At 68.9% G+C, this 23,598-nt stretch carries 26 protein-coding genes; 15 read left to right on the top strand and 11 right to left on the bottom strand.

The window, feature by feature from the left end:
- Positions 1 to 57 precede the first annotated feature (57 nt).
- The 3 genes from QSK05_RS07695 to QSK05_RS07685 all read left to right on the top strand — a co-directional run bounded on the left by QSK05_RS07695 (position 58) and on the right by QSK05_RS07685 (position 1,581).
- Positions 58 to 771, top strand: coding sequence for a GntR family transcriptional regulator (locus QSK05_RS07695; protein WP_352300682.1), 714 nt, complete (start codon positions 58 to 60; stop codon positions 769 to 771).
- A 91-nt stretch (positions 772 to 862) separates the two neighbouring features.
- Positions 863 to 1,042, top strand: coding sequence for a DUF4236 domain-containing protein (locus tag QSK05_RS07690; RefSeq protein ID WP_285595410.1), 180 nt, complete (start codon positions 863 to 865; stop codon positions 1,040 to 1,042).
- Between the two features lie 35 nt (positions 1,043 to 1,077).
- On the top strand, positions 1,078 to 1,581 hold the full coding sequence (locus tag QSK05_RS07685) for an SRPBCC family protein (RefSeq protein ID WP_285595408.1): 504 nt from the start codon (positions 1,078 to 1,080) through the stop codon (positions 1,579 to 1,581).
- On the opposite strand, the gene QSK05_RS07680 is transcribed toward QSK05_RS07685, so the two are convergent.
- Positions 1,568 to 2,131, bottom strand: coding sequence for a TetR/AcrR family transcriptional regulator (locus QSK05_RS07680; RefSeq protein WP_285595406.1), 564 nt, complete (start codon positions 2,129 to 2,131; stop codon positions 1,568 to 1,570). The two genes, QSK05_RS07685 and QSK05_RS07680, sit on opposite strands and share 14 nt — an antisense overlap.
- A gap of 80 nt (positions 2,132 to 2,211) precedes the next feature.
- On the opposite strand from QSK05_RS07680, the gene QSK05_RS07675 reads away from it, so the two are divergent.
- Positions 2,212 to 3,807 carry an FAD-dependent oxidoreductase gene (locus QSK05_RS07675; RefSeq protein ID WP_285595404.1) on the top strand — a complete coding sequence of 532 codons (1,596 nt, stop codon included), beginning with the start codon at positions 2,212 to 2,214 and terminating at the stop codon, positions 3,805 to 3,807.
- Here QSK05_RS07675 and QSK05_RS07670 read toward each other — a convergent pair.
- Positions 3,801 to 5,288 (bottom strand): alpha-amylase, encoded by a 1,488-nt coding sequence (locus QSK05_RS07670; RefSeq protein WP_285595403.1) that lies wholly within the window; start codon positions 5,286 to 5,288, stop codon positions 3,801 to 3,803. The two genes, QSK05_RS07675 and QSK05_RS07670, sit on opposite strands and share 7 nt — an antisense overlap.
- A 417-nt stretch (positions 5,289 to 5,705) precedes the next feature.
- Between QSK05_RS07670 and QSK05_RS07665 the strand changes: the two genes are divergently transcribed.
- Positions 5,706 to 5,894: a hypothetical protein gene (locus tag QSK05_RS07665; RefSeq protein WP_285595401.1), complete on the top strand. Its 189-nt coding sequence runs from the start codon at positions 5,706 to 5,708 to the stop codon at positions 5,892 to 5,894.
- 18 nt (positions 5,895 to 5,912) lie between these two features.
- On the opposite strand, the gene QSK05_RS07660 is transcribed toward QSK05_RS07665, so the two are convergent.
- The gene (locus QSK05_RS07660) at positions 5,913 to 7,067 is read right to left on the bottom strand and encodes a winged helix DNA-binding domain-containing protein (protein ID WP_352300679.1); all 1,155 of its coding nucleotides are present in this window, start codon (positions 7,065 to 7,067) and stop codon (positions 5,913 to 5,915) included.
- 307 nt (positions 7,068 to 7,374) lie between these two features.
- Here QSK05_RS07660 and QSK05_RS07655 point away from each other — a divergent pair, with 307 nt between their 5' ends.
- On the top strand, positions 7,375 to 7,611 hold the full coding sequence (locus QSK05_RS07655) for a hypothetical protein (RefSeq protein ID WP_285595398.1): 237 nt from the start codon (positions 7,375 to 7,377) through the stop codon (positions 7,609 to 7,611).
- A gap of 17 nt (positions 7,612 to 7,628) precedes the next feature.
- On the opposite strand, the gene QSK05_RS07650 is transcribed toward QSK05_RS07655, so the two are convergent.
- Positions 7,629 to 8,489 (bottom strand): alpha/beta fold hydrolase, encoded by an 861-nt coding sequence (locus QSK05_RS07650; RefSeq protein ID WP_285595396.1) that lies wholly within the window; start codon positions 8,487 to 8,489, stop codon positions 7,629 to 7,631.
- A 129-nt stretch (positions 8,490 to 8,618) separates the two neighbouring features.
- On the opposite strand from QSK05_RS07650, the gene QSK05_RS07645 reads away from it, so the two are divergent.
- The 4 genes from QSK05_RS07645 to QSK05_RS07630 all read left to right on the top strand — a co-directional run bounded on the left by QSK05_RS07645 (position 8,619) and on the right by QSK05_RS07630 (position 11,451).
- The gene (locus QSK05_RS07645) at positions 8,619 to 8,981 is read left to right on the top strand and encodes a hypothetical protein (protein WP_285595394.1); all 363 of its coding nucleotides are present in this window, start codon (positions 8,619 to 8,621) and stop codon (positions 8,979 to 8,981) included.
- 116 nt (positions 8,982 to 9,097) lie between these two features.
- A complete protein-coding gene (locus QSK05_RS07640; RefSeq protein ID WP_285595392.1) occupies positions 9,098 to 10,084 on the top strand; it encodes a hypothetical protein in 987 nt (328 codons plus the stop codon).
- A gap of 175 nt (positions 10,085 to 10,259) precedes the next feature.
- The gene (locus QSK05_RS07635; RefSeq protein ID WP_285595390.1) at positions 10,260 to 10,688 is read left to right on the top strand and encodes a DoxX family protein; all 429 of its coding nucleotides are present in this window, start codon (positions 10,260 to 10,262) and stop codon (positions 10,686 to 10,688) included.
- 199 nt (positions 10,689 to 10,887) lie between these two features.
- Complete coding sequence (locus tag QSK05_RS07630) at positions 10,888 to 11,451, top strand: DoxX family protein (protein ID WP_352300399.1); 564 nt, start codon at positions 10,888 to 10,890, stop codon at positions 11,449 to 11,451.
- An 86-nt stretch (positions 11,452 to 11,537) separates the two neighbouring features.
- Here the strand turns inward: QSK05_RS07630 and QSK05_RS07625 are convergent, their stop codons facing one another.
- The 3 genes from QSK05_RS07625 to QSK05_RS07615 all read right to left on the bottom strand — a co-directional run bounded on the left by QSK05_RS07625 (position 11,538) and on the right by QSK05_RS07615 (position 16,063).
- Positions 11,538 to 12,410, bottom strand: a complete 873-nt coding sequence (locus tag QSK05_RS07625; RefSeq protein ID WP_285595386.1) for an RICIN domain-containing protein — start codon at positions 12,408 to 12,410, stop codon at positions 11,538 to 11,540.
- Positions 12,411 to 12,570: 160 nt separating this feature from the next.
- Entirely contained in the window at positions 12,571 to 14,298 is a 1,728-nt protein-coding gene (locus tag QSK05_RS07620; protein ID WP_285595383.1) for a thiamine pyrophosphate-dependent enzyme, read from the bottom strand.
- A 115-nt stretch (positions 14,299 to 14,413) separates the two neighbouring features.
- Positions 14,414 to 16,063: a lysyl oxidase family protein gene (locus QSK05_RS07615; protein WP_285595381.1), complete on the bottom strand. Its 1,650-nt coding sequence runs from the start codon at positions 16,061 to 16,063 to the stop codon at positions 14,414 to 14,416.
- A gap of 948 nt (positions 16,064 to 17,011) precedes the next feature.
- Between QSK05_RS07615 and QSK05_RS07610 the strand changes: the two genes are divergently transcribed.
- The 3 genes from QSK05_RS07610 (at position 17,012) to QSK05_RS07600 (ending at position 19,745) form a co-directional block, all read left to right on the top strand.
- A complete protein-coding gene (locus QSK05_RS07610) occupies positions 17,012 to 17,641 on the top strand; it encodes a response regulator (RefSeq protein ID WP_502879744.1) in 630 nt (209 codons plus the stop codon).
- A gap of 228 nt (positions 17,642 to 17,869) precedes the next feature.
- Positions 17,870 to 18,481 carry a DUF4126 domain-containing protein gene (locus QSK05_RS07605; protein WP_285595378.1) on the top strand — a complete coding sequence of 204 codons (612 nt, stop codon included), beginning with the start codon at positions 17,870 to 17,872 and terminating at the stop codon, positions 18,479 to 18,481.
- 454 nt (positions 18,482 to 18,935) lie between these two features.
- Positions 18,936 to 19,745 carry an aggregation-promoting factor C-terminal-like domain-containing protein gene (locus tag QSK05_RS07600; protein ID WP_285595377.1) on the top strand — a complete coding sequence of 270 codons (810 nt, stop codon included), beginning with the start codon at positions 18,936 to 18,938 and terminating at the stop codon, positions 19,743 to 19,745.
- On the opposite strand, the gene QSK05_RS07595 is transcribed toward QSK05_RS07600, so the two are convergent.
- Both QSK05_RS07595 and QSK05_RS07590 read right to left on the bottom strand, forming a co-directional pair.
- Positions 19,739 to 20,200: a hypothetical protein gene (locus tag QSK05_RS07595; RefSeq protein ID WP_285595375.1), complete on the bottom strand. Its 462-nt coding sequence runs from the start codon at positions 20,198 to 20,200 to the stop codon at positions 19,739 to 19,741. The two genes, QSK05_RS07600 and QSK05_RS07595, sit on opposite strands and share 7 nt — an antisense overlap.
- 56 nt (positions 20,201 to 20,256) lie before the next feature.
- Positions 20,257 to 20,802: a GNAT family N-acetyltransferase gene (locus QSK05_RS07590; protein WP_285595373.1), complete on the bottom strand. Its 546-nt coding sequence runs from the start codon at positions 20,800 to 20,802 to the stop codon at positions 20,257 to 20,259.
- A 24-nt stretch (positions 20,803 to 20,826) separates the two neighbouring features.
- Between QSK05_RS07590 and QSK05_RS07585 the strand changes: the two genes are divergently transcribed.
- Positions 20,827 to 21,765, top strand: coding sequence for a pyridoxal-phosphate dependent enzyme (locus QSK05_RS07585; protein ID WP_285595371.1), 939 nt, complete (start codon positions 20,827 to 20,829; stop codon positions 21,763 to 21,765).
- Positions 21,766 to 21,871: 106 nt separating this feature from the next.
- On the opposite strand, the gene QSK05_RS07580 is transcribed toward QSK05_RS07585, so the two are convergent.
- Together QSK05_RS07580 and QSK05_RS07575 are read right to left on the bottom strand one after the other, a co-directional pair.
- A complete protein-coding gene (locus QSK05_RS07580; protein WP_285595369.1) occupies positions 21,872 to 22,525 on the bottom strand; it encodes a class I SAM-dependent DNA methyltransferase in 654 nt (217 codons plus the stop codon).
- A gap of 5 nt (positions 22,526 to 22,530) precedes the next feature.
- Positions 22,531 to 22,737, bottom strand: a complete 207-nt coding sequence (locus QSK05_RS07575; RefSeq protein ID WP_285595367.1) for a hypothetical protein — start codon at positions 22,735 to 22,737, stop codon at positions 22,531 to 22,533.
- A gap of 157 nt (positions 22,738 to 22,894) precedes the next feature.
- Between QSK05_RS07575 and QSK05_RS07570 the strand changes: the two genes are divergently transcribed.
- Complete coding sequence (locus QSK05_RS07570) at positions 22,895 to 23,587, top strand: GAF and ANTAR domain-containing protein (protein ID WP_285595365.1); 693 nt, start codon at positions 22,895 to 22,897, stop codon at positions 23,585 to 23,587.
- Positions 23,588 to 23,598 lie beyond the last annotated feature (11 nt).

Here is a 23,598-nt window from a genome sequence, read left to right as displayed (position 1 = left end):
ACCAGCGCCTGGGCGGCGGCGATCGATCGGGCCGACCCGCTGCCCCTCTGGGCCCAGGTGCACGCAGATCTGCGAAAGCGCCTCAACGACGGCCAGTTCACCGAGGGCTTCCCGGGCGAGATGGCACTGGTCGAGGCCTACGACGTGAGCCGTCACACGGTGCGTGAGGCCCTGCGCCGACTGCGCGACGAGGGCGTGGTGATCGCCGGCCGAGGGCGGCGTCCCCGTGTCGCCGAGGGCACCCGCCGCATCACCCAGCCGCTGGGCGCTCTCTACAGCCTCTTCGCCTCGGTCGAGGCCGAAGGGCTGGAGCAGCGCAGCATCGTGCGGGCTCTGGAGGTGCGCACCGACCCTGAGGTCGCCGCCCGGCTGTCGCTCTCCGCGTCCACCCGCCTGTTCTATCTCGAACGGGTCCGGTTGGCCGATGCCGAGCCCTTGGCACTCGACCGGGTCTGGTTGCCCGCCGATCTGGCCGAACCATTGCTGGAGGCCGATTTCACGCACACCGCGGTCTACCGGGAGCTGGAGCGCCGGTGCGGGGTACGTCTGGGCGGGGGCGAAGAGACCATCCACGCCGTGCTGCCCTCCCCGGCCGAGCGCGATCTGCTCGGAATTGGCCCGGAGACAGCGGCTTTCGCGATCGAGCGGCGCACCCAGGGCCCGAACGGCCCGGCCGAGTACCGACGGACGCTGGTGCGCGCCGACCGCTTCTCGGTCGCCGTGCAGTTCTCCACGGGTGGCGGTTACCGGGTCGGCCTGGCGAGTTCATGATCGGCTCGGCTTGCGAAGGTGTCAGGTTGGCCCAATGGTGGTCGTATCGGGCCGTACCGGGGCCCTCTGAGCAGCCGAGGGAGAGAAAGACATGCCTTTCACGTTCCGCAAGCGGATCAACTTGCTCCCGTTCCTGCGCCTGAACGTCTCCAAGAGCGGCACCAGCAAGACCTGGCACATCGGGCGCTGGTCCTGGAACTCGCGCAGCAAGCGGCACTCCGTGGACCTGCCGGGTCCCGTGAACTACCAGAGCAAGACGCGCGGCCGCTAAGAACTCGTTGTCCGGGCTGCCGTCACCATGGTGTGATGGCAGCCATGGACACGGCGGTCAGCGCTGTCAGGCACCACACCTTCACCGTCTCCCGCGAGCTCGAGGCTCCGCCGGAGACGGTCTACCGGCTCTTCTCCGACGACTCCCTGCGCCGCCTCTGGTTCAAGATGCCCGGCCACGATGCGGAGTACACCTTCGACTTCCGGGTCGGCGGCACCGAGCGGGCTCTCGCCACCTTCGCCATGATGGACGGCGCGCAGGAGCAGATCGAGAACCGCTCACGCTGGATCGACCTCCAGCCCGGCCGGCGGCTCCTCTACGTCTACGAGACCAGCGTGAACCATGTTCCCGCCTGGACGGCCCTGGCCACGATCGAGCTGTACGAGCTGCCCGGCGAGGGCGGCCGCACCCTGCTCGACTGGACCGAGCAGGTCGCCTTCCTCACCTACCGCGACGACGGCGAGATGGACGTGCGGCACCTGCGGGGCGCCACCAACCTGCGGCTGAACGGCGTGGCCCGGGCGCTCAAGCAGGCTTAGGATCCGTCAGGTAGTGCTTGAAAACCGGCCCCAGCCAGGCGATCAGCGTCTCGTCGTCCATCGCCTCCAGCACCGGCAGGCCGATGATGTGCCGCGCCACGGCCACCCCGATGAGGTGTGAGCCGATCAGCGCGGCCCGTTCCTGGGCGCGGTCCGGGGTCAGGGGACCCAGGGCCGGTGCCACCTTCTCGGCGAAGATCGCGATCAGCATGTCGCGCGCGGCCGGGTTCGACGTGGCGGCCCGCAGCAGCGGTAGCAGCGGCCCGTCGGGCCCCCACAGCTTGACGAACACCGGCACCAGCACAGCCGCGACCTGACCGGGCGGCACGCCGGTCAGGTCGGGCAGGTCCACGTCGAGCGTGGCGGCCGCCTCGAACAGCCCGTTCTTCGTGCGGAAGTAGTGCATGACCAGCGCCGGGTCGACACCCGCCGCCGAGGCGACCGACCGGATCGTGGTGCGGTCGAAGCCGTGCTGCCCGAACTGGAGACGGGCCGCACCGAGGATGACCGCCTTCGTCACCTCGGCGTCCCGGGGGCGTACTGAGCTCACCTCTGCATTCAACACCTGTTGACATCCGTGCGGCGAGGTCTATGGTCAATTCAACGCTTGTTGAACGACTGGAGGAGCTCATGTCCGCACCGGACGTCGACGTCCTGGTCATCGGTGGCGGTCCCGTCGGCCTGACCGCCGCCGGTGACCTCGCCCGCCTGGGCCGCACCGTGACCGTGCTGGAGCGCTGGCCACAGATCAATCCCTCCAGCCGGGCCTTCGCCGTGATGGCCCGGACGCTGGAGGTGCTCGACAGTCGCGGCCTGGCCGACGGTCTGCTGGAGCTCGGCACCACCACCCCGGGCGTGGACATCTTCGGCCGGGCGCGGCTCGACCTGTCGAAACTTCCCTCGCGGTACCCGTTCGCGCTGATCACCCCGCAGACCAACGTCGACGCGGCACTCGGGCGCTACGCCGTCGGGCAAGGGGCGCAGGTGCGGCGCGGGATCGAGGTGGTGGGCCTGCGGCCGGAAGCTGATGGCGTGATCGTGACCGCCCGGCCCAAGGACGACGAGGACCCTTCGCACGAGCAGGTTCTCCGGGCCCGCTACGTGATCGCCGCCGACGGTGCGCACAGCACCGGGCGGCGCCTGCTCGACCTGCCCTTCCCCGGCCGGTCGGTGCTGAGCTCGGTCGTGCTGGCCGACGTGAAGCTGAGCCGTGGTCCTTCCGACGGAGGTCTGCAACTGGGCAGCACCGCTGACGGTTTCGCCTTCCTCGCGCCCTACGGCCGGCACGACCCCGACGGCAGCTGGTTCCGGGCGATGACCTGGGACCGCGGCCATCAGGTCGATGACACCGTCCCGGTCGGCGAGGGGGAGGTGGAGCGGGTGCTGAACCGCGAGATGAAACGGGACGTCGGCGTGGTCGAGATCGGCTGGAACTCGCGCTTCCACAGCGAGGAACGCCAGGTGCCTAGCTACCGGCAGGGCCGGGTGTTCCTCGCCGGAGACGCTGCCCACGTGCACTCGCCGATCGGTGGGCAGGGTCTGAACACCGGGGTGCAGGACGCCGCCAACCTGGCCTGGAAGATCGATGCCGTGCTGTCCGGAGCTCCCGACGCCGTGCTCGACACCTACCAGTCCGAGCGCCACCCCATCGGGCGCCGGGTGCTCTTCCAGTCCGGGGCGATGCTCCGGGCGGCGACAATCCGACCCCGACCCGCGCGCCTCGTCCGTAATGCCGTGGTTCCGTGCGCTCTTTCGATCCCGTTCGTCCGTGACCTGATCGCCGGGAGTTTCGCCGGCACCGGTCTGCGGTACGCCCGGGGCAAGGGTGAGAGCCCGCTGGTCGGCACCCGCGCCGCGCAGATCCCGCTGGCCGGTGAGCGTCTGACCGAGATTCAGCGGAACGGCCGCTGGGTGTTAATTCTTCGAGCAGAGGACGTCCCGGTCGCCGGTGCCCCGTCGGTCACCCAGGTGCGTCGCACCGATGACGGCCCGGCCGTGCTCGTCCGCCCGGACGGCTATGTGGCCTGGGCCGGGACCGCGCCGCCCGGCTGGCTCGAGACGTACGAAAGGTGGACCGGCGCGGGAACTGCCCGTGCGGACGTCCACCATGGAGACCCGGCAGAAACATCACCGCCCGCCCGTCCACCGGAGGGAGGACGGACGGGCGGTGAAGTGTTCCGACCCTGGGGCGGCCAGGGCCGGAGTATCGAGGTTGCCCGTTACTGAAGGGTGTCCACCGTGATGGCGACCGCACCCCGCGCGGGCACCGTGACCGACGCCTTACCGTCCGAGCCGACCTTGACGGTGGTGCCGTCGGTGATCAGGTCGGTGTAGGTGCCGGCGGCCAGACCGGTCTGGAAGGTCTGGGTCTTGGCCGACGTGCCGTTGTTCAGGGCGGTCCAGCCCTTGGCGCCCCGGCTGAAGCCGATCAGGTTGGCGCCGTCGTCCGACCAGTTCTTCACCGCGGCGCTGCCCACGGTGTTACGGAAGGTGACCATGCCGAGCACGCCCTGGTCGCGGTCGAGGCAGTTCCAGGCCGAGCTGCTGCAGTCGGTGTCGGTCACCATGCCGTTGCTGCTCGACGGGGGAGCGTCGTCCTTGGCCGACCAGGCGAACGAGGAGTACACCTGCGCCGTGCCGTAGTCGTTGGCCAGGATGAACTGCGTGGCCAGGCGGTCGGTCTTGGCGTCCTTGTAGCTGATCGAGTCGCCGCTGCGGTCGGTGTCGTGGTTCATCACGAACGTCAGCGACTTGCTCGAGGGGATCAGGTAGTCGCCGAAGGTCTTCAGCGACGAGATGTTCCCGGCGAAGGCCTTCTTCAGCTGTACCGAGGCGTCCAGGCCGAGCACCGAACCGAGCTCCGCGTAGGAGGCCTGCGACAGCTCACCCTTGCCGCCGAACACCTCGAGCGCCACGTACGGGTCGGTGCCGTCGACCGTCTGGTCCAGCCCGTCGATGATCGCCTTCATATCGGCGAGCGGGATGTGCTTGGCGGCGTCCACCCGGAAGCCCGAGACCCCGTACCCGAGCAGCTTGTTCAGGTAGGTGTCGATCGCGCCGCGCACGTAGGTGCTCTCGGTCTTCAGGTCTTCCAGGTTCGACAGCCGGCAGAAGTGCACCTGCGTGACGTTGTCGTAGTCCTCGACGGTGCCGGAGGAGGTGGGGCACTCGCTCGCCTGGTGGAAGTCGTCGGCGCTGTAGAGACCCGGGTAGTTCGTGGAGGTGTAGGAGTTGCCGCTGTACGACTTCGCATTGGTCATGTCGTGACCGGACATGTGGTTGATGACCGCGTCGACGTAGACCTTGACGCCGGCGTCGCGGCAGGCTGTCACCATGCTCTTGAACTGGGCCTCGCTACCCATCCGGCTGTTCAGGTCGTAACCAGCCGGCTGGTACACCTCCCACCAGGCGTGCGCACTGCCGTTGAGCTTGAGGGAGTCCTGCGGCGGGGCGACCTGCACGCCGCCGTACCCGTTCGGGCCCAGCACCGTGGTGCATTCCTTGGCCACCGAGGTCCAGTTCCACTCGAAGAGGTTGGCGATCACGTCGCCCGAGGTCTTCGCGGTGCCGGAGGACGACGTGGTCGCCGTCGCGGTCGTCGTCGCCTTGCTGGTAGTGGTTTCCGCGGGAGCCGCCGTGGCCGTGGCGGTCGCGGAGGACGACGCGGTCGCCGCTGCGGTCGCGGTCGCCGTCGTGGTGGCGCTCACGGAGGTCGTTCTTCCCGATGTGTGCCGCTCGCCTCGGTGGGGCCAGGCGTAGACGGCACTGGCCGAGGCGCCGACCACCAGTACGGCGGTCGCGCCGGCTACGGCTGCGGTCCGACGACGGGCGGTTTTCGATGAATTCTGTGCACCGGGTTTCACGGCGGTGACACTAACAGCGGAAAAAGGCGCTTTGACCTGGCTATTTCTGAACGGCCGTCCGAATCCGCAGCGTGGCTTAACGGTCAGGTGTCGTGCTGCTGAAGCACTGTATACAGCTACGTCGGTGCCTCGCGGGGCCACGGCCTCCATCGCGGAATTAGCGTCCGTTTAGCCCTCGTTGCCGACGGAAACATCAATGTGTGACCGGGGTCACGTGAACTTGGACGATCTAATCTGCCCTTGCGTGCATCTCATCCTTACGTGAGTACTTCTGTGGGCAGGCGCGTGGGGACCGCGGTGGCCGGGCTGGGCCTGGGGGCCCTGGCCGTGACCGGCTTCAGTGCGGGGGTGGTCAAGGCGGTGCCGGGTGCGCCGGCCGTGACGATCACCGGAACCTGCGAGCCGGAAACGCTCCTCGCGGTCGAGGGAGCCCGTGGCTGTATGAAGTGATGAAGGTGGCTGATCCGGTCACTTCATCGCCGGCGACTTGTACACGGTGCGGATCTGCACGCCGTCCATCCAGGCGGTCAGCCGGGAGGCCTCGACGTCGAGCGCCTTTCTCGCCGCCGGCGGAACGTCTTCCACCAGCCGCACCTCGACCCGGCCGGACTCGTCCTGGACCCAGCAGCCGACCATCCGGCCGTTCACCCAGGCGCTCGTACCGGCATTGCCGCGGGTGTCGAACAGCCGCTCCTTGTGGGGTCCGAGGTAGAAGCCGCGGCCCTGCCAGCCCATCACGGTCGGGTCGAGCACCGGCAGCAGCGCGGTCCAGGGGCCGGGATCGGGCACCTCGTCGAGGTCGTCGGGCAGGAGCCAGGCCGGTGAGCCGTCTTCCAGGGCCACGGACACCGCCCCGAGCTCGAGCAGGGCCTTGCGCACCACCGTCTTGGTCGAGCCCAGCCACCAGACCAGGTCGGCCTCGGTGCCCGGGCCGAACGAGAAGAGCCAGCGGCGCACCAGGTGCCGGTATCCCTCGGCCGGGCTCATCGCCGGTGCGGCCTCGCCCAGCCAGTGCCCGGTCAGCGTCCACCGCGGCCGCGACGTGGCCCAGCGGCCGGCGTTGCGGCCCCGCACGATCTCCCCGCTCGCCCCGAGCTGGGTGAGCACCCGTGGTCCGGACCAGATCTCGCCCGGCGACGCCGTCACCTTCACCGCGAGGTGGGGCACGGACTCGCGGATCTGGGCCGCCTGCAGGCCTTCCGGGGCGGAGGCGAGCACGGCGAGCACCTGCTCACGGGCGGCGTCGAGCCAGGCGTCACCGTCGGCGGTCAGCCCGGTCCGCACCACGTCACGCACCATCCGGGCGCGCTCGGTGGCCGCCACCCGCGCCGAGATGCTCGGCCACGCCGCGGGCAGCAGGTCGCGGGGGAACACGAACAGGGTGCGGCGCATGGCCAGCTGTTTCACCAGCGTGCGGTCGTCGTAGAGGGCCCGGTCGAGGTCGGCGGTCTGCGGCGAGGGCATCCGGGCCCGGCAGGACAGGTAGGGCGACGGTGGCTCGGTGGCGTGCAGCACGGTCAGGGCCTCGGTGACCGCCTCGGGCGAGTCGACCTGGAAGCCGGGGGCCAGGGCGTGCCGGACGGCCAGGCGGGAGCGGCGTTCGGCATCGGTGACGGTGCGCACGCCGTCATCATGCCCGACGTCGGCTCCGGAGCGCTCGGGGACGATCACGGTGGGTCGGTCCGGCGTGTGATCGATACCTCTTAACCGGCCTGGCCTCAGATGGAACCGAGGGAAGACCGCCCTGCTGGGAGCCCCTTTCGGGCACGGTGAGTGACCTCTGCGACCCGGGGGGTGGTGATCATGTCACGGTAGGGTCACGTCTCACTTCGTTGGATCGGGAGAATGTCTGGGGGTGAATGGATCTCAGGCCATCATTGTCGAGGTCTTTTGTGAGGCAATCATTTTGAGATTCACAGAGGTTTGGTTCGTGTTCGAGATAGTTCTCCTGGTCCAGGCGCTGCTCGGAGGTCTGGTGGCCGCGCGGTTGATGCAGGGGCGGGCGGTTCCGGTGGCGGGCCGGTGGTTCCCGGTACGGCAGGTGCTGTCCCGGGTGGCCCTGACCGATCTGGCGCAGGGTGCGCTGCCGCTGCATGCGGCACTGATCGCCGGATACCGGCTCACCGGTGTGATGCTGGTGGGGCTCGTCCTGGTGGCCCGGGCCTGAGGGACGGCTCCCGGGAATCACCTCAGGAAGTCGCGCAGCAGCGCCTGCAGCCTCGGCACATTGCCCAGGAGCAGGTGCCCGCCCGATGGCTGGACCTCGAGTCGTCCTTGCGGCAGACGCCGTGCGATTGCCTCTGCGTCAGCGGGTTTCGGCAACGGTGAGTCCTCGGCGGTGAGGACGAGAGTGGGGGCGGCGAGTTGCTCCCAAGCCAGCTCGTCGCGCAGCATCTCGGGGGCGGTGACGGCGTTGTCGAAGAGCATCCCGGCCCGGCGGGACCGTACGGGTAGCAGGGTCTCCATGATCTGCCGCAGCTCGTGGCGGGCATCGGTGTCGAGCTTCTTCCACGCGACACCCCCGGCCCGGGCTACGATCTCGGGCCGCGTTGAGGTCAGCCAGGTGGGCCACTCGGTGCGCAGCAGCAGGCGCAGCGCCGGGGTGGGCGGCAGGCGCAGCGGTCGTACGGCGGGTAGAACGGGGGATTCGAGCACCAGCCGTCGCACCCGGTCCGGATGGCGCAGGGCCAGGCGAACGGCGGCGGTGGACCCGGCCGACAGCGACACCACGTCGACCCGGTCGTGGCCCAGGTGGTCGAGTAGGCGGGCGAGGTCGTCGGCCTGGCCGGCGGTGGTGGCGTCCGCGGGCAGGGCGGACCCGAGATAGCCGTACCGGGAGACCGCGATCACCCCGAACCCGGCCGGGATCCGCCGGCCGGCCCAGTCGACGGCCTGGTCCCAGCCGCCGTTGTTCCCGTGCAGCACCAGCACCGGCGGTCCCGTGCCGACCTGTAGGTATTCGACCCCGCCGACGACGGACAGGAGTGCGGGAGGGTGAATCAGCCGCTGCTGCGCCATGTCCAGATCCCGCCGGTAGCGGCCCATCGTCGTCCTCCGGATCTCTGGCCGTCGTCCTGTGGCCATTATGTCCCGGCGGAAAGGCGGAACGGCCCGGTAGCGACCACAACCTTCACCCGTCGTGATCATGCAGAACCTCCCCGGCGTTCTAGAACTGTGGGCAAGCACCCGCTGCTGGTGATGCTGCGCGACCAGGGCACCGACTCGCGCACCGCCGAACTGCGTCACCAGACCCTCGGCGCGGTGATCACCTACATGGCTGACAAGATCGCGCAGCAGGGTGGCTGGAAAGATCCCACCGCAGAAGACGTCTCCAGGGCCCGGGTGCGCGCGGGCCTGCTGTTCTCGACCTTCGCCGGCATCGTGACCCTGCGCGAGGCCATCCCCGGCGACCCTTTCTCCCAGGCCGAGCCCGAGACCCTGCGGGTCGAACTGACCCGCATCGCCACCGAGATCATCATCGGCGGTCCGCCCGGGGTGTCAGCGGGTGATCTCGCAAAGGGTCAGGTGATCTCGTAGGAGATCAGCTGATCCCGATCGAGATCACTTCGCTCCCGTGCCGCCTCGCTCTTGACCCGCCGCCCTCACCTGCCGAAGAGATCTGGACCGACCTCTTCTGTGTACGGGGGCCCTGCGTGGGTGTGACGACCCTGACCTGTCCGGCGTGTTCCCGACCGCTGAACCGGCTGAACTTCTGCGAGGCGTGCGGCGCCCGGGCTCCCCGGCCGGGTGAACCGCCGTCGGTGCGCCGGCTGCCGTCCCCGCGGCCGATGTCCGAGGTCTCGTTTCCCCGGCAGGTGCACATTCAGGAGATCCTGACGCCGAAGACCGTGCGCCGTAACCGGCATCGCAGCACGCGGCGCCGGGGGGTCTGGGTCGCCGGGATCGGGCTGGTCGTGGTGACCGGACTGGGTCTGGGGGCGTTCCGGCTGACCGGAGCGCTGGGGACCGACCTGACACCGGCCCAGCAGCAGGCCTCTGAGCTGGAACGGAGCCAGGCCGAGTTGCTGCCCCAGCTCGAGGTGCTGATGGAGGCCCGGGCTGCGTTCTTCTCGGGGGAGCGGCGCTATCTGCCGGCCATGAAGCGGGTCCGGGCGGCGATCCAGACCTACAACCGCCGGTTGGCCGGGGTCGAACGGGAGATCGACGAGATCAGCCGGGCTAACGCCGCGCGACTGCGGGGCTGCCACAACCGCTGCCCCGACCTGGACTATCCGGCCTATCCGCGACTGCCCGACCTGAGCCCGGAGGTGGCCGACCTGCAGCGGGTGGCGACCCGCATGACCCAGCTGCACGATCAGCTGCTGACGGTGCGTGGCACCGCGGGCATCCAGATGTCGTACGGCGAGCTGCTCAGCGCGGTGGATCTTCTGGGGCAGGACGCGAAGGACAACCTGGTGACGCTGCACGAGATGCGTTACCCCTCGCGGGACGGGATCTATGCGGGTGGGGCGGCCAGCCTGCGGATCGAGGCGCTCAACGGCAACAACTCGTTGCCCGTGGTGCGGCAGATGAACACCCATCTGGTGCGGCTGCTGGAGCGGTCGCAGTTGCCCGTCGCTTCCTACGACCTGCCCGGTGGCCGGGACAAGTACCCGGGCGACCACAGCATCAGCCAGTGACGAGGCCAGTGACGAGGCCAGTGACGAAGGCCTCATAGTTGAACGCTAAATATTTGTTGCTTCAAGTTTCTTGATGGGTGAGGGTGGTGGACGGCCCTCTGCGGTCGGCCGCGAGGGAGGCGACGGGGCGTCCCTCATCGGCCGTGGCCGCCATGACCCATGGAAAAGGACTGTCGTGAACAACGCCCTGCTGCGCGATCTGGTCGTGCTCGTTGCCCGGATCGCTGTCGGAGTGGTCTTCGTCGCCCATGGTTGGCAGAAGATCAGTACGAACGGAATTGACGCCACCGCTGGTGCTTTCGACATGATGGGCGTGCCTGCACCGACGCTGAGCGCGTGGTTCGCCGCCATCGTCGAGCTGGTCGGCGGCGCCCTGCTGATCGCCGGCCTCGCCCTGCCGGTGGCCGCCCTGTTGCTCTTCGTCGACATGCTCGGCGCGTTCGCCACCGTGCACATGGGTAGCGGTGTCTTCGTCGACCAGGGTGGTTACGAGCTCGTGCTCGCGCTCGGCGTGGTCTCGCTGCTGCTGGCCGCGATCGGTGCGGGGCGCTTCAGCCTCGATCGGCTGGTGGCGCCGAAGCTGGCCGACGGGATCACTGCCTGAGGTTTGCGGACGAACGGCGCCGGGCTTCTCGGCGCCGTTCCGGCCGTCTACCTGGGATCAGCCGGGGTCCAGCTGGGGTCCAGCAATCCCACAGCGTGACCACTGTTAAGCGCAGGGTTGAGGTAGCGATGATTGTCGCTTCAACTTTTAATAGGACAAAAAGCCTTAGAACGGGAGTGCGCCGATCCTGGCGGCCGGTGTGCGAAGACGGATACCGGGTCGCGTCGGCGGCGTGCCTGGTGCTGCCCAGCGTCGGGTCCAGCGCCCCTCCTCGGTCGAAAGGACCCTTGTGAATTCCCTTTTGCTGCGTGACGTCGTCATCCTCATCGCCCGTGTCGCCCTCGGGGTGGTCTTCATCGCCCATGGTTGGCAGAAATTCAGCACGAACGGAATGGATGCTACGGCAGCAGGTTTCGATGGCATGGGGATTCCGGCGGCCACGGCCGCGGCCTGGTTCGCCATGACGGTCGAGCTCGTCGGCGGAATCCTGCTGATCGCGGGCCTTCTGGTGCCTCTGGTTGGCATCCTCCTGGCGGGCAACATGCTCGGTGCCCTCTGGTTCGCCCACCGTGACGCCGGGCTGTTCGCGCAGGACGGCGGCTACGAGTACGTGCTCATCCTCGCCGCCTTCTCGCTGCTGCTCGCGGGCGTCGGGGCCGGCCGGATCAGCCTCGACCGGGTGATCTCACCGCGCCTCGCACGTGGTGTCGCCGGTCTGGAGCGGGTCCCCGCCGGGAGCCGCTCGCTGGAGACCGCCTCCTGATCCGTCCGAAAGAATCCGTAAGAATCCCGTGAGAAGAAGAACGGCGCCGGGCCCCAGGGCCCGGCGCCGTTCTTCGTTCACGAACGTCAGACGAACGTCCAGACCTGTGTACCGGTGGATCCGCACTCCGCCATGGTGAGCGGCTGGTCGAGTTCGTTGACCCGGCCGTTCACGGTGGAGACGTCCACGCACAGGTTGCTCTTGCCGTTGACGATCTGGTAGCCGCCGCCACTGGCCTGGAACCGGAACATCTGGTTGTCGGCGTCGCCGGGCGTGCACGCGAAGACGTTCAGGTCGCCCCCGGCCGGCTCGGAGCCGTAGTTGGGAACGTCCACGCACAGATCGCTCTTCACGTTGCGCAGCAAGTACTGGCTGCCGACCTTCAGCCGCTCGTACTCCTGGTTGTCCGCGCCACCGGCGTTGCAGGTGAACTGAGCGGTGTGGGTGGCCGGGTCCACCGCGTCGTAACCGCCGAGGTCCAGGCAGAGACCGGTGCTCTGGTTCCGGATCTGTGAGGGGCCGGTCAGCACGGCGTCGGTACCGGCGATCTTGACGATGGTCCGGGTGACCGTCTTCGTGGCTTTCGGCTGCTTCTTCTTCGCCGGGGTGTCGGAGTCACCGGCCGGAGCATCCTGGGTCTGCGTGACGGTCCGGGTCATCGTCCGGGTCGACGGCGAGAGCTGGTCGGCCTGCTCCCGCGCGGTGTGCCGGGGTGCCTGGGTGGTCCTCGTCGGGGCGGGCGACACGGATGCCTGCGTGGTGGTGTTGCTGGTCGGGGTCTGGGGCTGCACGTAGGAGGCCGCCGCGGTGTTGGTCTGCCCGGGCTCGTCGGAGCCGGGCCGGATGAGACTGACGGCCGCGACGATCACGCCCAGGGTGACGCAGACGGAACCGACGACGACCAGCAGGCTGCGACGACGCGCGCCCGGCGCGGTCAGTAGAGTCTTCAGCGAATGCACGGGGGATACCTCGTGAGACTTGCGCCTCGTCTTCCTGATCGTCGCATGCCCCCCGCGGACTTTCCGCCGTGCGAATCGGATCAGTCTGACATCTGGAGATGAATTAATCAGGAGCGTGGATGAATTCGTGATGTTCTCGTTGTCACGATTTATCCCGCCCTTACGCCGGGCTCTCCAGCGTCTCCTTCACCTTGGCGATCGCGAAGCCCCAGGCCTTGTCCGACGTGACCTGGGGCGGAAGGGAGATCTCGTCCGGGTTCGTGAGCACGTCGAGCAGGACCGGGCCCGCGGTGGCGAAGGCCTTGCGGGCGGTCTCCTCCAGATCTTCGGCCTTCTCGACGCGCCAGCTGCTCCATCCCAGGCTGAGGGCCACGGCCGCCAGGTCGGGGTTGGTCAGCACCGTGCCGAACTCCGGCAGGCCCACCTGTTCCTGTTCGAGCTTCACCATGCCCAGGCGTCCGTTGTTGAAAACCACCACCCGAACCGGCAACTGCTCGACGACAGCGGTGATCAGGTCGCCCAGCAGCATGGTCAGGCCGCCGTCACCGGAGAGGGACACCACCTCGCGCCCGGTGTCGAGTGCCTGGACACCGAGGGCCTGGGGCATCGCGTTGGCCATCGAACCCAGGCCGAACGAGCCCACCAGCTGCCGATTTCCGCGCATCCGCAGGAACCGTGAGGCCCAGACCGTGGACATGCCGGTGTCGGTGGTGATCACGGCGTCGTCTGCCGCCACCCGGTCGATGACGTCGGCGAGCAGTTCGGGGCGGATCAGGCCGGAGGGGTTCTCGAAGGGACGCCGCGCCTTGGCCAGGATCCGGCCCGGCAGCGAGCCCTTCCCACCGCCGAGCAGCGCCTGCTGCCGTTCGCGCCAGTCCGCGTAGTGCTCGCGCGCCTGGTCGAGGTGGTCGGTGCCGGGTTTGGCGGTCACCCGGGCGGTCAGGGAACGGACGCCGACGGCGGCGTCGGCGACCAGGCCCACCTGGACGGGTGTGCGGCGGCCGATGTGCTCGGCCTTCACGTCGATCTGGATCGTCGGCACCTTCGGCAGCCACTCCGGGTACGGGAAGTCCGTGCCCACCATCAGCAGCACGTCGGCGCCGTCGAAAGCGGTCTTGCTGGCCGGGTTCCCGATCAGGCCACTCTGGCCCACCTCGAACGGGTTGTCCTCCTCCAAGCCCTTGCCCTTGATCGTGAGAACCATCGGGGCGCCGAGCTTCCCGGCCAGGGCGAGCAGTTCGTCCTTGGCCGCGGCAGCCCCGATGCCCGCCAGGATCGTGACGTTCGAGGCCTCCTCGAGGAGAGCAACCGCGTCCTCCAGCACCTGGGGGTCGGGATGGGGCACCGGGCGGGCGGTGACGAAGTGAGGACGACCCGCGTCAGCGGGCATCTCCATCTCACCGACGTCACCGGGAAGGGTGAGCACGGCGACACCGGGACCGGCGTAGGCCGCGTTCACGGCCTGGGACAGCAGCCGGGGCATCTGTGCGGCCGAGGTCACCGTGGCGCGGAAGGCGGCCACGTCGGTGAAGAGCAGGTCGTTGTCGACCTCCTGGAAATAGTCACTGCCGATCTCGGGCGTCGGCACCTGACCGCAGATGGCGAGCACCGGGGCCTGCGATTTCTTCGCGTCGTAAAGGCCGTTGAGCAGGTGGATCGAGCCGGGGCCGACCGTGCCCATACACACCCCGAGCGTGCCGGAGACCTGGGCCTGGGCACCGGCCGCGAAGGCTCCGGCCTCTTCGTGCCGCACGCCGATCCAGCGCATGTCGGGGTTGCGGCGAATGGCGTCGGTGAGCGGGTTCAGGGCGTCACCGACGACGCCCCAGACCGTGCGGACGCCGAGTCGGTGCAGGCTGTCGATGATCATGTCGGCCACGGTGGTCATGGTTGGCACGCTACGTCGCGCCCGCAGCCGGGGCAGGTCGACACAGACCGGAGCCCTGGGACGCAGGGGCGTCCCAGGGCTCCGGCGACCGACCGGCCGGCCGGTCAGATCTGCATCAGCCGCCGATGCCCTGGTAGGCGTACACCTTGATGGTGCGCTTCCCGCCCGGCTTCCCGCCGATCTTGACCTTGCGCAGCGCCGAGTTGTTGGCGTAGTTCGACTCGGCGAGCTTCTTGCTCGGGTTGGCGATCGTCTGGATGTAGTAGATGCCGCTCTTCACGTTGGTGATGTTGAACGACTGGCCCGGCAGGTACTGACCGTAGGTGTCACCCCAGCCGGTGTTCAGGACCTCGCGGATGCTCAACAGGTTCGCGTTGCCCTGACCGCACGCGGTGTAGAGGTCGGTCGAGGCCGGCTGCCACTGGGCACCCTCCACGTTCAGGTCGACAGCGTCGGTCGGGGCCAGGCAGAAGGCTTCCTTGCCACTGATGATGGCCTTCTTCTTGGTCGAGTCGAGCAGCCGGTAGGAGGCGAAGTCCTTGAAGTGCCAGTGGTTGTGGCCCGTGCGCGGGTCCCACTGCATCGATCCGGCCGGGGTGTAGCCGACCTGCTTGCCGTCTTTGTCGAAGAAGTACTGGTAGGCGTCCAGCACGCTCTTGCCCTGCTGCCGGAAACCGTCCACCACGAGCGGTGAGGGGCCGGCGTTCCAGACCGTGGCGCCGAACGACAGGTAGGTCTTCTTCTTGCGGCTCGTGGTGTCGAGCGCGATCTGGTAGGCGGGCAGCGAGCGCAGGTCGGGCTTCGGCAGGTCGGCGGCCGCGGCCGAGGAGATCCGGCTGGAGCTGGGTTTCGTCTTCGCCGGGGTGTTCGGCGCACCCAGTGCGGCCTTGCGGGCGGCTTCGCGGGCGGCGTGCTGCGGAGACAGCTCCTTGGCGTTCATGTCGATGCCGGCCATCTTCACGCCGTGGTTGTGGTTCATGTCGTGGCTCGCGGCGGCCCCGTAGCCCGAGCCCTCCTTGACCGTCTTGACCTTCACCTTGATCGTCGAGGTGGCGTCGGCGGTGGAGATCTTCAGGGCCTTGCGCCACTGCGCGTTCACGGTGGCCTTGAGGGTGTAGGTGCCGTCCTTGCCCTTGAAGCTGGGGGTGGCGCTGTAGTCGCCGAGGGCGGGTGTGGCCCAGCCCGCGGGCAGCCCGAAGACGCCGCCGAGCGCGTAGGGGTGGTTGCCGCACTGTTGCGGGTACGGCGTCTCGGCCACCGCGTCGGCCGAGACGCGGTTCTGCTCGTAGGAGTTCATGCAGAAGTCGACCTTCGACGAGAACACCGACTTGCCGGCCGGGTTCGTCACCTTGACGTCGAAGAACTTGGTGAACGTGGACGGGTTGGCCGTGATCCCGGCGGGAAGCTGCGTGGTGGTCTGCTCGGCGCCCTCGCCCACCGTCAGGGTGGTGGTGATCGGGTTCTTGTACGACGTGCCGCGCTGGGTGCGGATCTCGACGGTCTTCGCTGCGACGGCGTAGAAGCCGAGGCCGTACAGGTCGACCGGTTCGCCCTTGTACCGCGCCACCGTCTGGGTCTTCACCGGAACGACCAGGTCGAGTAGGGGTGTGGTGGCGGCGGCGGTGGGGCTGCCGGAGACTCGCTCGGCGGCCTTGACCCCCGCGGCGGTGACCACGGAGCCGGCCAGCACGGCGGTCAGGGTCACACCCACGACGGTGGCGGTGGGCGCGATGCGCGTACGGGCGCGGCGTTGGTTCGGGTTCACGGGGGTCCCCTCAAAGGATCTGCGATGGCGTCACCTCCATGACGCTTGTCCCGAACAGTACGGTTGCTTCCCCGGCGCCGAATCAGCCTGCGGTATGAGACGGATCGTCCTGGGTGCGGGGGGACATCCTCCCGAAGGCGGAGTATCAGACACGTGTTGGCTGGATGGCCGTGGCTCCGGGCCGCCCTGCGACGTGGAACTCCCCGTGGGTCAGGGGTTTGGTGGCATGGAAGGTGGCCTGCCGAACCCGGTCGGTCGTGGTGGGCCGTCGCTGCCGGCCACCCGGACCTGCCGAGCGCACCCGCCGTTCGCCGCTGACCGGGAGCGCGCCCATAACGGTCATAACGGAAGGTGGTGTGCAGGGTCGACACACTCCGCTGTCAGATGTGGGCTGTTTGACGGACACCATCGCGACCCGCGATGAAACAGACTTCTTAACGCGTCAAGAGCGTCGGCCTCTTCCGCCTGATCAAGGTGGGGATGGGGTTGCTCGACACCCGGGGAGGGGCGGGTGTCGAGCCCGACGCGACGTCAGGGACGCCCGGTCGAATTTCTGACCGGGTGTGAGGGTTCGTCACCGAGGGGTGACAAAAGTCCCTTTTGGCATGCCCTGCTGCCATAATGCCCCGGTGTTGTTACTCCCGGTGCATCGCGCGTGGCTTCGCCCGAGCCTGCCCAAGGTCGCCGGACGCAGACGTTCTGCGTCCCGGCCCGTCGTCCACGTCAGGCAAGCGGTCGGACAAGCGGTCGGACAAGCGGTCGGACAAGCGGTCGGACAAGCGCCGGATGCGTATCAATCGCCGCCCGGGCGGCTCGGTGTGATGGGACGTGAACGGGTGGACCCGTCGTCGGTGGATGCCGACTCTGTCGCCGACTTCGGGTGGAGGTGACGTGGACAGCGCAGCCGATCAGGCCGTCCCGGACCAGGCTGATGACGTCGGCGTGAAGGTGGTGCTGGTGGACGACCACCCGGCGATCCTGGCCGGGGTGCACGCCTGGATGGTGATGGCCAGCCCCGCGGTGGAGGTGGTCGCCGCCGGGTCGGACCTGTCGGTGGCCTGGCTGGAGCCGGGCCGCTCGGTGCCGGTGGTGGTGATGGACCTCCAGCTCGGTGGGGCGCCCGCCTATGCCGATCTGTCCCGCCTGGTCGAGCACGGCCGGCAGGTGGTGGTCTACTCCATGCGCGAAGACAGCGACACCGCGCTCACCTGTCTGGAGATCGGTGCCTTCACCTATCTCACCAAGGCCGAGGGGCAGGCCCACCTGGTCGACGCGGTGCGGGCCGCCCACGAGTCGCGGCCCTACGTGTCGCCGTCGCTCGCCGGGGCGATGGGTGTGGACAACCGCCGGATCCGCCCCGAGCTGGCGCCTCGCGAGATCGATGTGCTGCTGGAATGGTTCCGTTGCGAGAGCAAGGATCTCGTCGGGCAGAAGCTCGGCATCTCGGCGCGCACGGTATCCACCTACATCGACCGGGTGCGGATCAAGTACGCGAACACCGGGCGGCCCGCCTCGACCAAGGCCACGCTGGTGGCCCGGGCGATCCAGGACGGCCTGGTCTCTCTCGACGACCTCTGACATGAAGGACGACGTGGAGACTCGAGTCTCCACGTCGTCCTTCATGTGAAGGGGCCCCGCAGATCTGGAGCAGGACGCAGCGCCCGCCGGTTTCGTTGCGCGGGGACGACGTGATTTGGTTGCCTTTGACACCCTTCGTCGCACCTGTTGCCATGGTGTGGATGAGGTCGCGCCGGGCTGCCGATCCGGCAGAATCCCGGACATGGCCAGTGAAGTCGGAGGATTGTCGTGATCGCTGCTCTCACCGGTTCCGGGCTGGCCGCAGCCGCCGGTCTGAACGCGTGGATCCCGTTCGTGCTGGTCGCCATGGTGGCCCGGCTCACCGAGGTGATCGCCCTGCCGACGGAGTACGACTGGGTGACCTCGAACTGGGCCATCGGGATCGGGGCCCTGTTGCTGGTCGCCGAGCTGGTGCTGGACAAGGTCCCGGTGGTCGACCACATGAACGACGTGGTGCAGACCCTGGTGCGCCCCACCATCGGCGGCCTGATCTCCAGCGCCACGTTCAGCGCGCAGAACCTCGACAACAGTCAGTGGATGCGTGACAACCCTTGGGCCGGAGCGGTCATCGGGGTGGCCGTCGCCGGGCTCACCCACGCGACGAAATCCGCGGTGCGCCCGGTGGTGAACGTCAGTACCGCCGGTTTCGGGGCGCCGGTGATCTCGACGGTGGAAGACGTGATCTCCGTCGTCGTCAGCGTGCTGGCCATCTTCGCGCCGGTCGTGATCCTGGTGGTGCTGGTGCTCATGGTCTGGGCGATGGTGAGCATCTGGCGGCGCTGGGCCTCGCGCCGGCGGGGCAAGCTCGACCGCACCCAGGAACTGCCCGTCGGTACCTGATCGGCCCCGATCAGCTCTGATCAGCCCCGATCGGCCCCGATCGGCCCCGATCAGCTCTGATCAGCTCTGCCACGGGCCGATGGCTCACCCCCGGACGCATCGCTGTAGCCCTCGGTGATTGTTGATCGGGGTACTTGTGCACAGCTTTCTCACAGGCCACCGTTGTCTCCGTGATAACGGTGGCCTGGCTGTGACCGAAGGAGCGGGACCTCTTCTGGAGGAGCCCCGGAGCTACCCCAAACGCTCCGAGCTGCGGCGGGCCGAGGCTCGGGCCGCCACGCGGCGTTCCGGTCATCAGAGCCATCAGAGCCATCAGAGCCATCAGAGCCATCAGAGCCGTCTCAGCAGTCCGAGCCGTCCTGCGGACGGGCGCCCGTCGGGTCCGGGCGGTGGGCACCGCCCGCCCGCGCCGCCGACGGCGTCGCGCAGCGCCGAGGCGGTTCGTCGTTCCCCGTTGAACCCGTACTCCCTGATGCCGGACGCTCTCGCCCCGACCCCCGCGTCCCTGCCGCTCCCGCAGGCCCGTGCGTGGCGGCCCGCCGGGGTGGACGTGCCGTTGCCGGTCTCGCGGGACCCGTTCCGGCCCACCGTCCCCCTGCTGGGGAAGGGGAAGGCCGGCGCGGCCCGGCTGGTCGTCATGGCTTTGGTGGTCGGTGCACAGGGTGTGGGCGCGTCGTACCTGGCCGAGCACACGTTCGGTGGCCCCGACGCAGCGAACTCCGACCTGGCGGCCTCCGCCTTCGTGCTGACGGACGAGGAGATACAGCTCCGCGCCGCTGAAGTGGAAGAGGCGTCGGCCCAGGCCGAGCAGGCCCGGGCCGATGCGGCCCGGCGCCAGACCCAGCGCGAGACCTCACCGTCCAAGGCGAAGGCGGCTTTCCACCAGTACCGCCAGGCCCAGCTGGCCGCCGCCCGGGTCAAGGCCGCGCAGGAACGCCGCGAGCAGGCCCTGCGCAACGCGCAGCGCGACCCCAAGTCCGCGGCGCGGCTGCTGGTCGCCGACCGCGGCTGGTCGAGTAGCGAGTTCAGCTGCCTGGACTCGCTCTGGATCAAGGAGAGCAACTGGAACTACCAGGCCACCAACTCCAGCTCGGGTGCCTACGGCATCCCGCAGTCGCTGCCCGGCTCGAAGATGGCCTCCGCCGGCTCCGACTGGCAGACCAATCCCGTCACCCAGATCCGCTGGGGCCTGGACTACATTGCCGAGCGCTACGGAACTCCCTGCGGCGCCTGGAACTTCAGCCAGGCCCACAACTCCTACTGATCCGGCGCAGTGCCGTCCGCCGGGAAGAACCGCGGATCGGCGGCTGCGATGCGGGCCGCGACGGCGTTCATCTCCTTGGCGTAGGTCTCCAGCATGTCGCGTTGACGGGCGTCGGAGAGCTGGGTGTAGAGGGCGTGCTCGACCTCGATCTGGGAGGTCCAGGCTTGGATCAGGAACGAACCGCCGGTGAAGACGGCGGCTACCACCAGAGCGACGCCGAGGTCCTGCGTGCTGTCGAAGAAGGTCGCGACGATCCCGCTCGTCAGGGTGAGCAGGCAGAAGCTCAGGAACGTCGATGTGACCGTGCGGGGTGAGAGCCGACGGCGGATCCGCACCGGGCCGTAGTGCAGTTGCCAGTACTGGCGGGGTTCGACGAGCTGCTGGTGGAAATCGTGGCGTAGCTCTTCGAGACGCTGCACCAGAGCGGTCACGTCGGCTTCCTGCGACGGGGGCATGGCGCACAGTATGGGCGGCCGCAATACCCGTTGGATCACCTTGGATCACAACGGTGTTACCGGCTCAGGGGTACCCGCGCGACGGCGGTGAATCCCCGGCGCCGGTACCAGTCCAGGGGCCAGTCGTCCTCGTCCGCGCCGATGATCGCCGTGTGCACCCCGCACCCCGCCAGGTGCTCCAGGGCAGCCGCCAGGAGCGCGTCGCCGAACCCCTGGCCGCGATGGGCAGGGAAGACGTCGACCTCCTGCAGCCGGGCCCAGCCGGGGCGGGCGCAGTCGGCCCGGGTCGGCCAGGGGAACCAGCCGAGGGCGCCGATGTCGTCGTCGGCGATGAGCATGGTCAGGCGCAGACGGACGATGCGCTCGCGCAGGGCGGCGACCATGGCCCGGGCCGGTTCCGGCCCGACGCCGAACCCGGCTTCCACCTCGATCCGCAGCTGTTCGTAGCGGGCCCAGTCGGTGAGGGGGCGCAGCCGTAACCGCCGGACGGTCGGCCAGGGCTCCTGGGTGGACCTGACCAGCAGGGTCTTGCCGAGGGGGCCGGGGCGGCCGTCGGGGAACAGCAGTCGTTCGGACGCGAGTGCCGGGGTCGGGTCGGTCATCGGGACGATCGTAGTCTGCTGGCCATGACCTCACCTGAAGCACCGGACAGCGCAACGAGAATGGGTACCTACCCGACGCCGCTCGAACCCGCTCCGCGCCTGGCCGGGGCGCTCGGGCTGGATCAGCTGTGGATCAAGCGGGACGACCTCATCGGTCTGGGCGGTGGCGGGAACAAGGTGCGCAAGCTGGAGTACACGCTGGGGGCGGCCCGGGCGCAGCAGGCCGATGTGGTCGTCACGAGTGGCGCGGCCCAGAGCAACCACGCCCGCCTGACCGCGGCCGGCGCGGCCCGGCTGGGGCTGCGGGCGGTGCTGGTGCTGGAGGGGCGCGAGCCGCCCGCCGCCACGGGAAACCTCCTGCTGAATCATCTTTTCGGGGCTGAAATCATCTGGGCGGGCGAGGTGAGACCGGCCGAGATGGGAACGCGGGTGGAGGCCGAGGCGGAGCGTCTGCGGGCCGGCGGGGAACGGGTGGAGGTGATCCCGTTCGGCGGGTCGAGCATCCTCGGTGCCCGCGGGTACGAGGAGGCCGGGGCCGAACTACTGCGGCAGATAACGGATCTCGACACGGTGGTCGTGGCGCTCGGGTCGGGCGGGACGATGGCGGGGCTGGTGAACGCGCTGGGGGCCGAGCGGGTGCTCGGTGTGGATGTCGGCGCCGTGGACGATCCCGAGGCGGCGGTGCTGAGGCTGGTCCGCGGCGCGCCGTCGCTGCGCATCCGCCGCGCAACCAGCGAGTACGGGCGGCTGACCACGGAGGTCCGGCAGGCCCTGCAACTGGCCGCCCGCACCGAGGGCGTGGTGCTCGATCCGGTCTACACCGGCCGGGCGGCGGCAGGACTGATCGCCGCGGTCGCGGACGGCAGCATCCACACCGGTGAGCGCACGGTGCTGCTGCACACCGGCGGCCTGCCAGGGCTTTTCGGGCACCCTGGGAATTCTGGGATCTACGCCGCCAGCTGACCGGGTCGGACCACGACAAAAAAGCGGCGCTGCGCATGGTCGGGATCGGGGGAAAGGTGGGTGGTGTGCGCACGGTCACGGCGTACCCGTACCGGGGCGTCGCGCGTCAAGAGACCGGCCGGGCCGCGATGATCGCGGCGTAGGGCCGGGTCTCGTACGGCGGGCGCGGGTCGCGCACCAGCTGGGACTGCACGTGCAGCCCGGCCCCGGTGAGGGCCCGCGTCACCTCGTCGGGCATCAGACGCTGCAACGGCAACGCCACCGGATGATCCAGCCAGGTGGTCATGTCGGTGGGCTCGTCGCGCACGCTGAAGCACAGTAGCAGCACCCCGCCCGGCCGCAGGGCCCGCCGGAAACCCTCGAACGCCTGCGAGAGATGCTCCGCCGGAACGGTGTTGAACGAGTACAGGGCCACGATCCCGTCGAGGCTGCCGTCCGTGACCCGCAGATCCAGCAGCGACGCCTCGTGGAACTCCAGCTCCGGGTACGCCTGACGGGCCTGGGCGAGCATGGCCGGGGACAGGTCGATACCGAACGCGTCCAGCCCCAGATCACGCAGAAGGGCCGTGATGTGACCGGGCCCGCACCCCACGTCCGCCACCCGCGTACCGCCGAACTCGCCCAGCAGCTCGGCAAAGAGGCTCAGGAAGGCCCGGTCGTACGGCCGCCCCTGCAGCCCCTGGCTCTGCGCGTTCGTGTAGGTCTGCGCCACGGTCTCGTAGCTGGCTCGGGTCGCGGTCAGGAAGTCCGGTTCGGTCACGCGGGTCAGTATGGTTCAGATGAAGGACGCATGAACCGGCCGAGCGTTCGGGGAACGTGCACCTGATCGACGCGGAGCCCAGGGCCTTCGTCAACACCTCGGTCTCGATCCGGTTCAGGGCCCAGTCGCCACCCGCCACCATCCGCCACCATCCGCGTGGAGAGATAGCTCGTGGTGCCGATCACCGACAGCACGTCTTCCAGCGGATCCACGGCGCGATCTCCTTGGACTCTCGGTATGCGGATCTGCGCAGTTCGGCGGACTTCCCGGCGCGTCCCCCGGGGTAGGCAACTTCGGGTAGCTCGCGTCGGTGATGTCGCACTGCACGTCACCAGGACCGAAGCCGGTGTGCGGGGGTAACGTCTGATCATGTCCACCTTGCCGACAGTCGTCCTGACCGAGCTGCTGGGCATCCGGTTCGAGGGTGCCTCGCTGGAACACGTCCTGCAGCGTTATCTCGAGATTGCCCAGGCCGGCGTGCGGGGCATGGACGATGTCTCGGTGACGCTGATGCGGAACGAGCGTCCTTTCACCGCCAGTTACACCAGTGACCTCGCGCTGGCCGCCGACGAGCTGCAGTACGGGTTCGGGTACGGCCCTTGCCTCGATGCCGGATCGTCGGGTGAGGTGCTGCGGATCGAAGACATGCGCGAAGAGACGCGCTGGCCGGGCTATGCCGAATCAGTGGCGAAAGAAGGCATTCTCAGCGCGGTCTCGGTGCCCTTGCCGCTGCAGATCGACCTGATCGGCGCCCTCAACTGGTACGGGCGCGTGCCCGGCGTGCCGCAGGAGGCCGTGGGGGCCGGCGTGGAGATCGCCGGGCACATCGCGGTGGCCATCGGCAATGCCGTCACCTACGACGACGCCGCCCGGTTCGCCGCGGAGATGCAGGCCGCGATGGCCAGCCGGGCCGCGATCGAGCAGGCCAAGGGCGTGATCATGGCGCAGAACCGGTGCGGGCCCGACCAGGCCTTCGAGATCCTGCGCAAGGCGTCGATGGGCCGCAACGTGAAACTGCGTGACCTGGCCCAGGACATTGTGAAGAAAATACAAACGGCGTGAAAGCCCGCCTT

It is taken from the genome of Kineosporia sp. NBRC 101731 (assembly GCF_030269305.1).
GTDB lineage: Bacteria > Actinomycetota > Actinomycetes > Actinomycetales > Kineosporiaceae > Kineosporia.
Note: the sequence above shows the minus strand (reverse complement) of the source record. Positions and strands in the feature narration are given on the sequence as shown.

Bases quoted from the DNA above. Each gene is read 5' to 3' on its own strand.
- QSK05_RS07595 (WP_285595375.1), bottom strand. From the start codon at position 20,200: ATGCCCCCGTCGCAGGAAGCCGACGTGACCGCTCTGGTGCAGCGTCTC.
- QSK05_RS07590 (WP_285595373.1), bottom strand. From the start codon at position 20,802: ATGACCGACCCGACCCCGGCACTCGCGTCCGAACGACTGCTGTTCCCC.
- QSK05_RS07650 (WP_285595396.1), bottom strand. From the start codon at position 8,489: ATGGGCCGCTACCGGCGGGATCTGGACATGGCGCAGCAGCGGCTGATT.
- QSK05_RS07585 (WP_285595371.1), top strand. From the start codon at position 20,827: ATGACCTCACCTGAAGCACCGGACAGCGCAACGAGAATGGGTACCTAC.
- QSK05_RS07620 (WP_285595383.1), bottom strand. From the start codon at position 14,298: ATGACCACCGTGGCCGACATGATCATCGACAGCCTGCACCGACTCGGC.
- QSK05_RS07570 (WP_285595365.1), top strand. From the start codon at position 22,895: ATGTCCACCTTGCCGACAGTCGTCCTGACCGAGCTGCTGGGCATCCGG.
- QSK05_RS07685 (WP_285595408.1), top strand. From the start codon at position 1,078: ATGGCAGCCATGGACACGGCGGTCAGCGCTGTCAGGCACCACACCTTC.
- QSK05_RS07690 (WP_285595410.1), top strand. From the start codon at position 863: ATGCCTTTCACGTTCCGCAAGCGGATCAACTTGCTCCCGTTCCTGCGC.
- QSK05_RS07675 (WP_285595404.1), top strand. From the start codon at position 2,212: ATGTCCGCACCGGACGTCGACGTCCTGGTCATCGGTGGCGGTCCCGTC.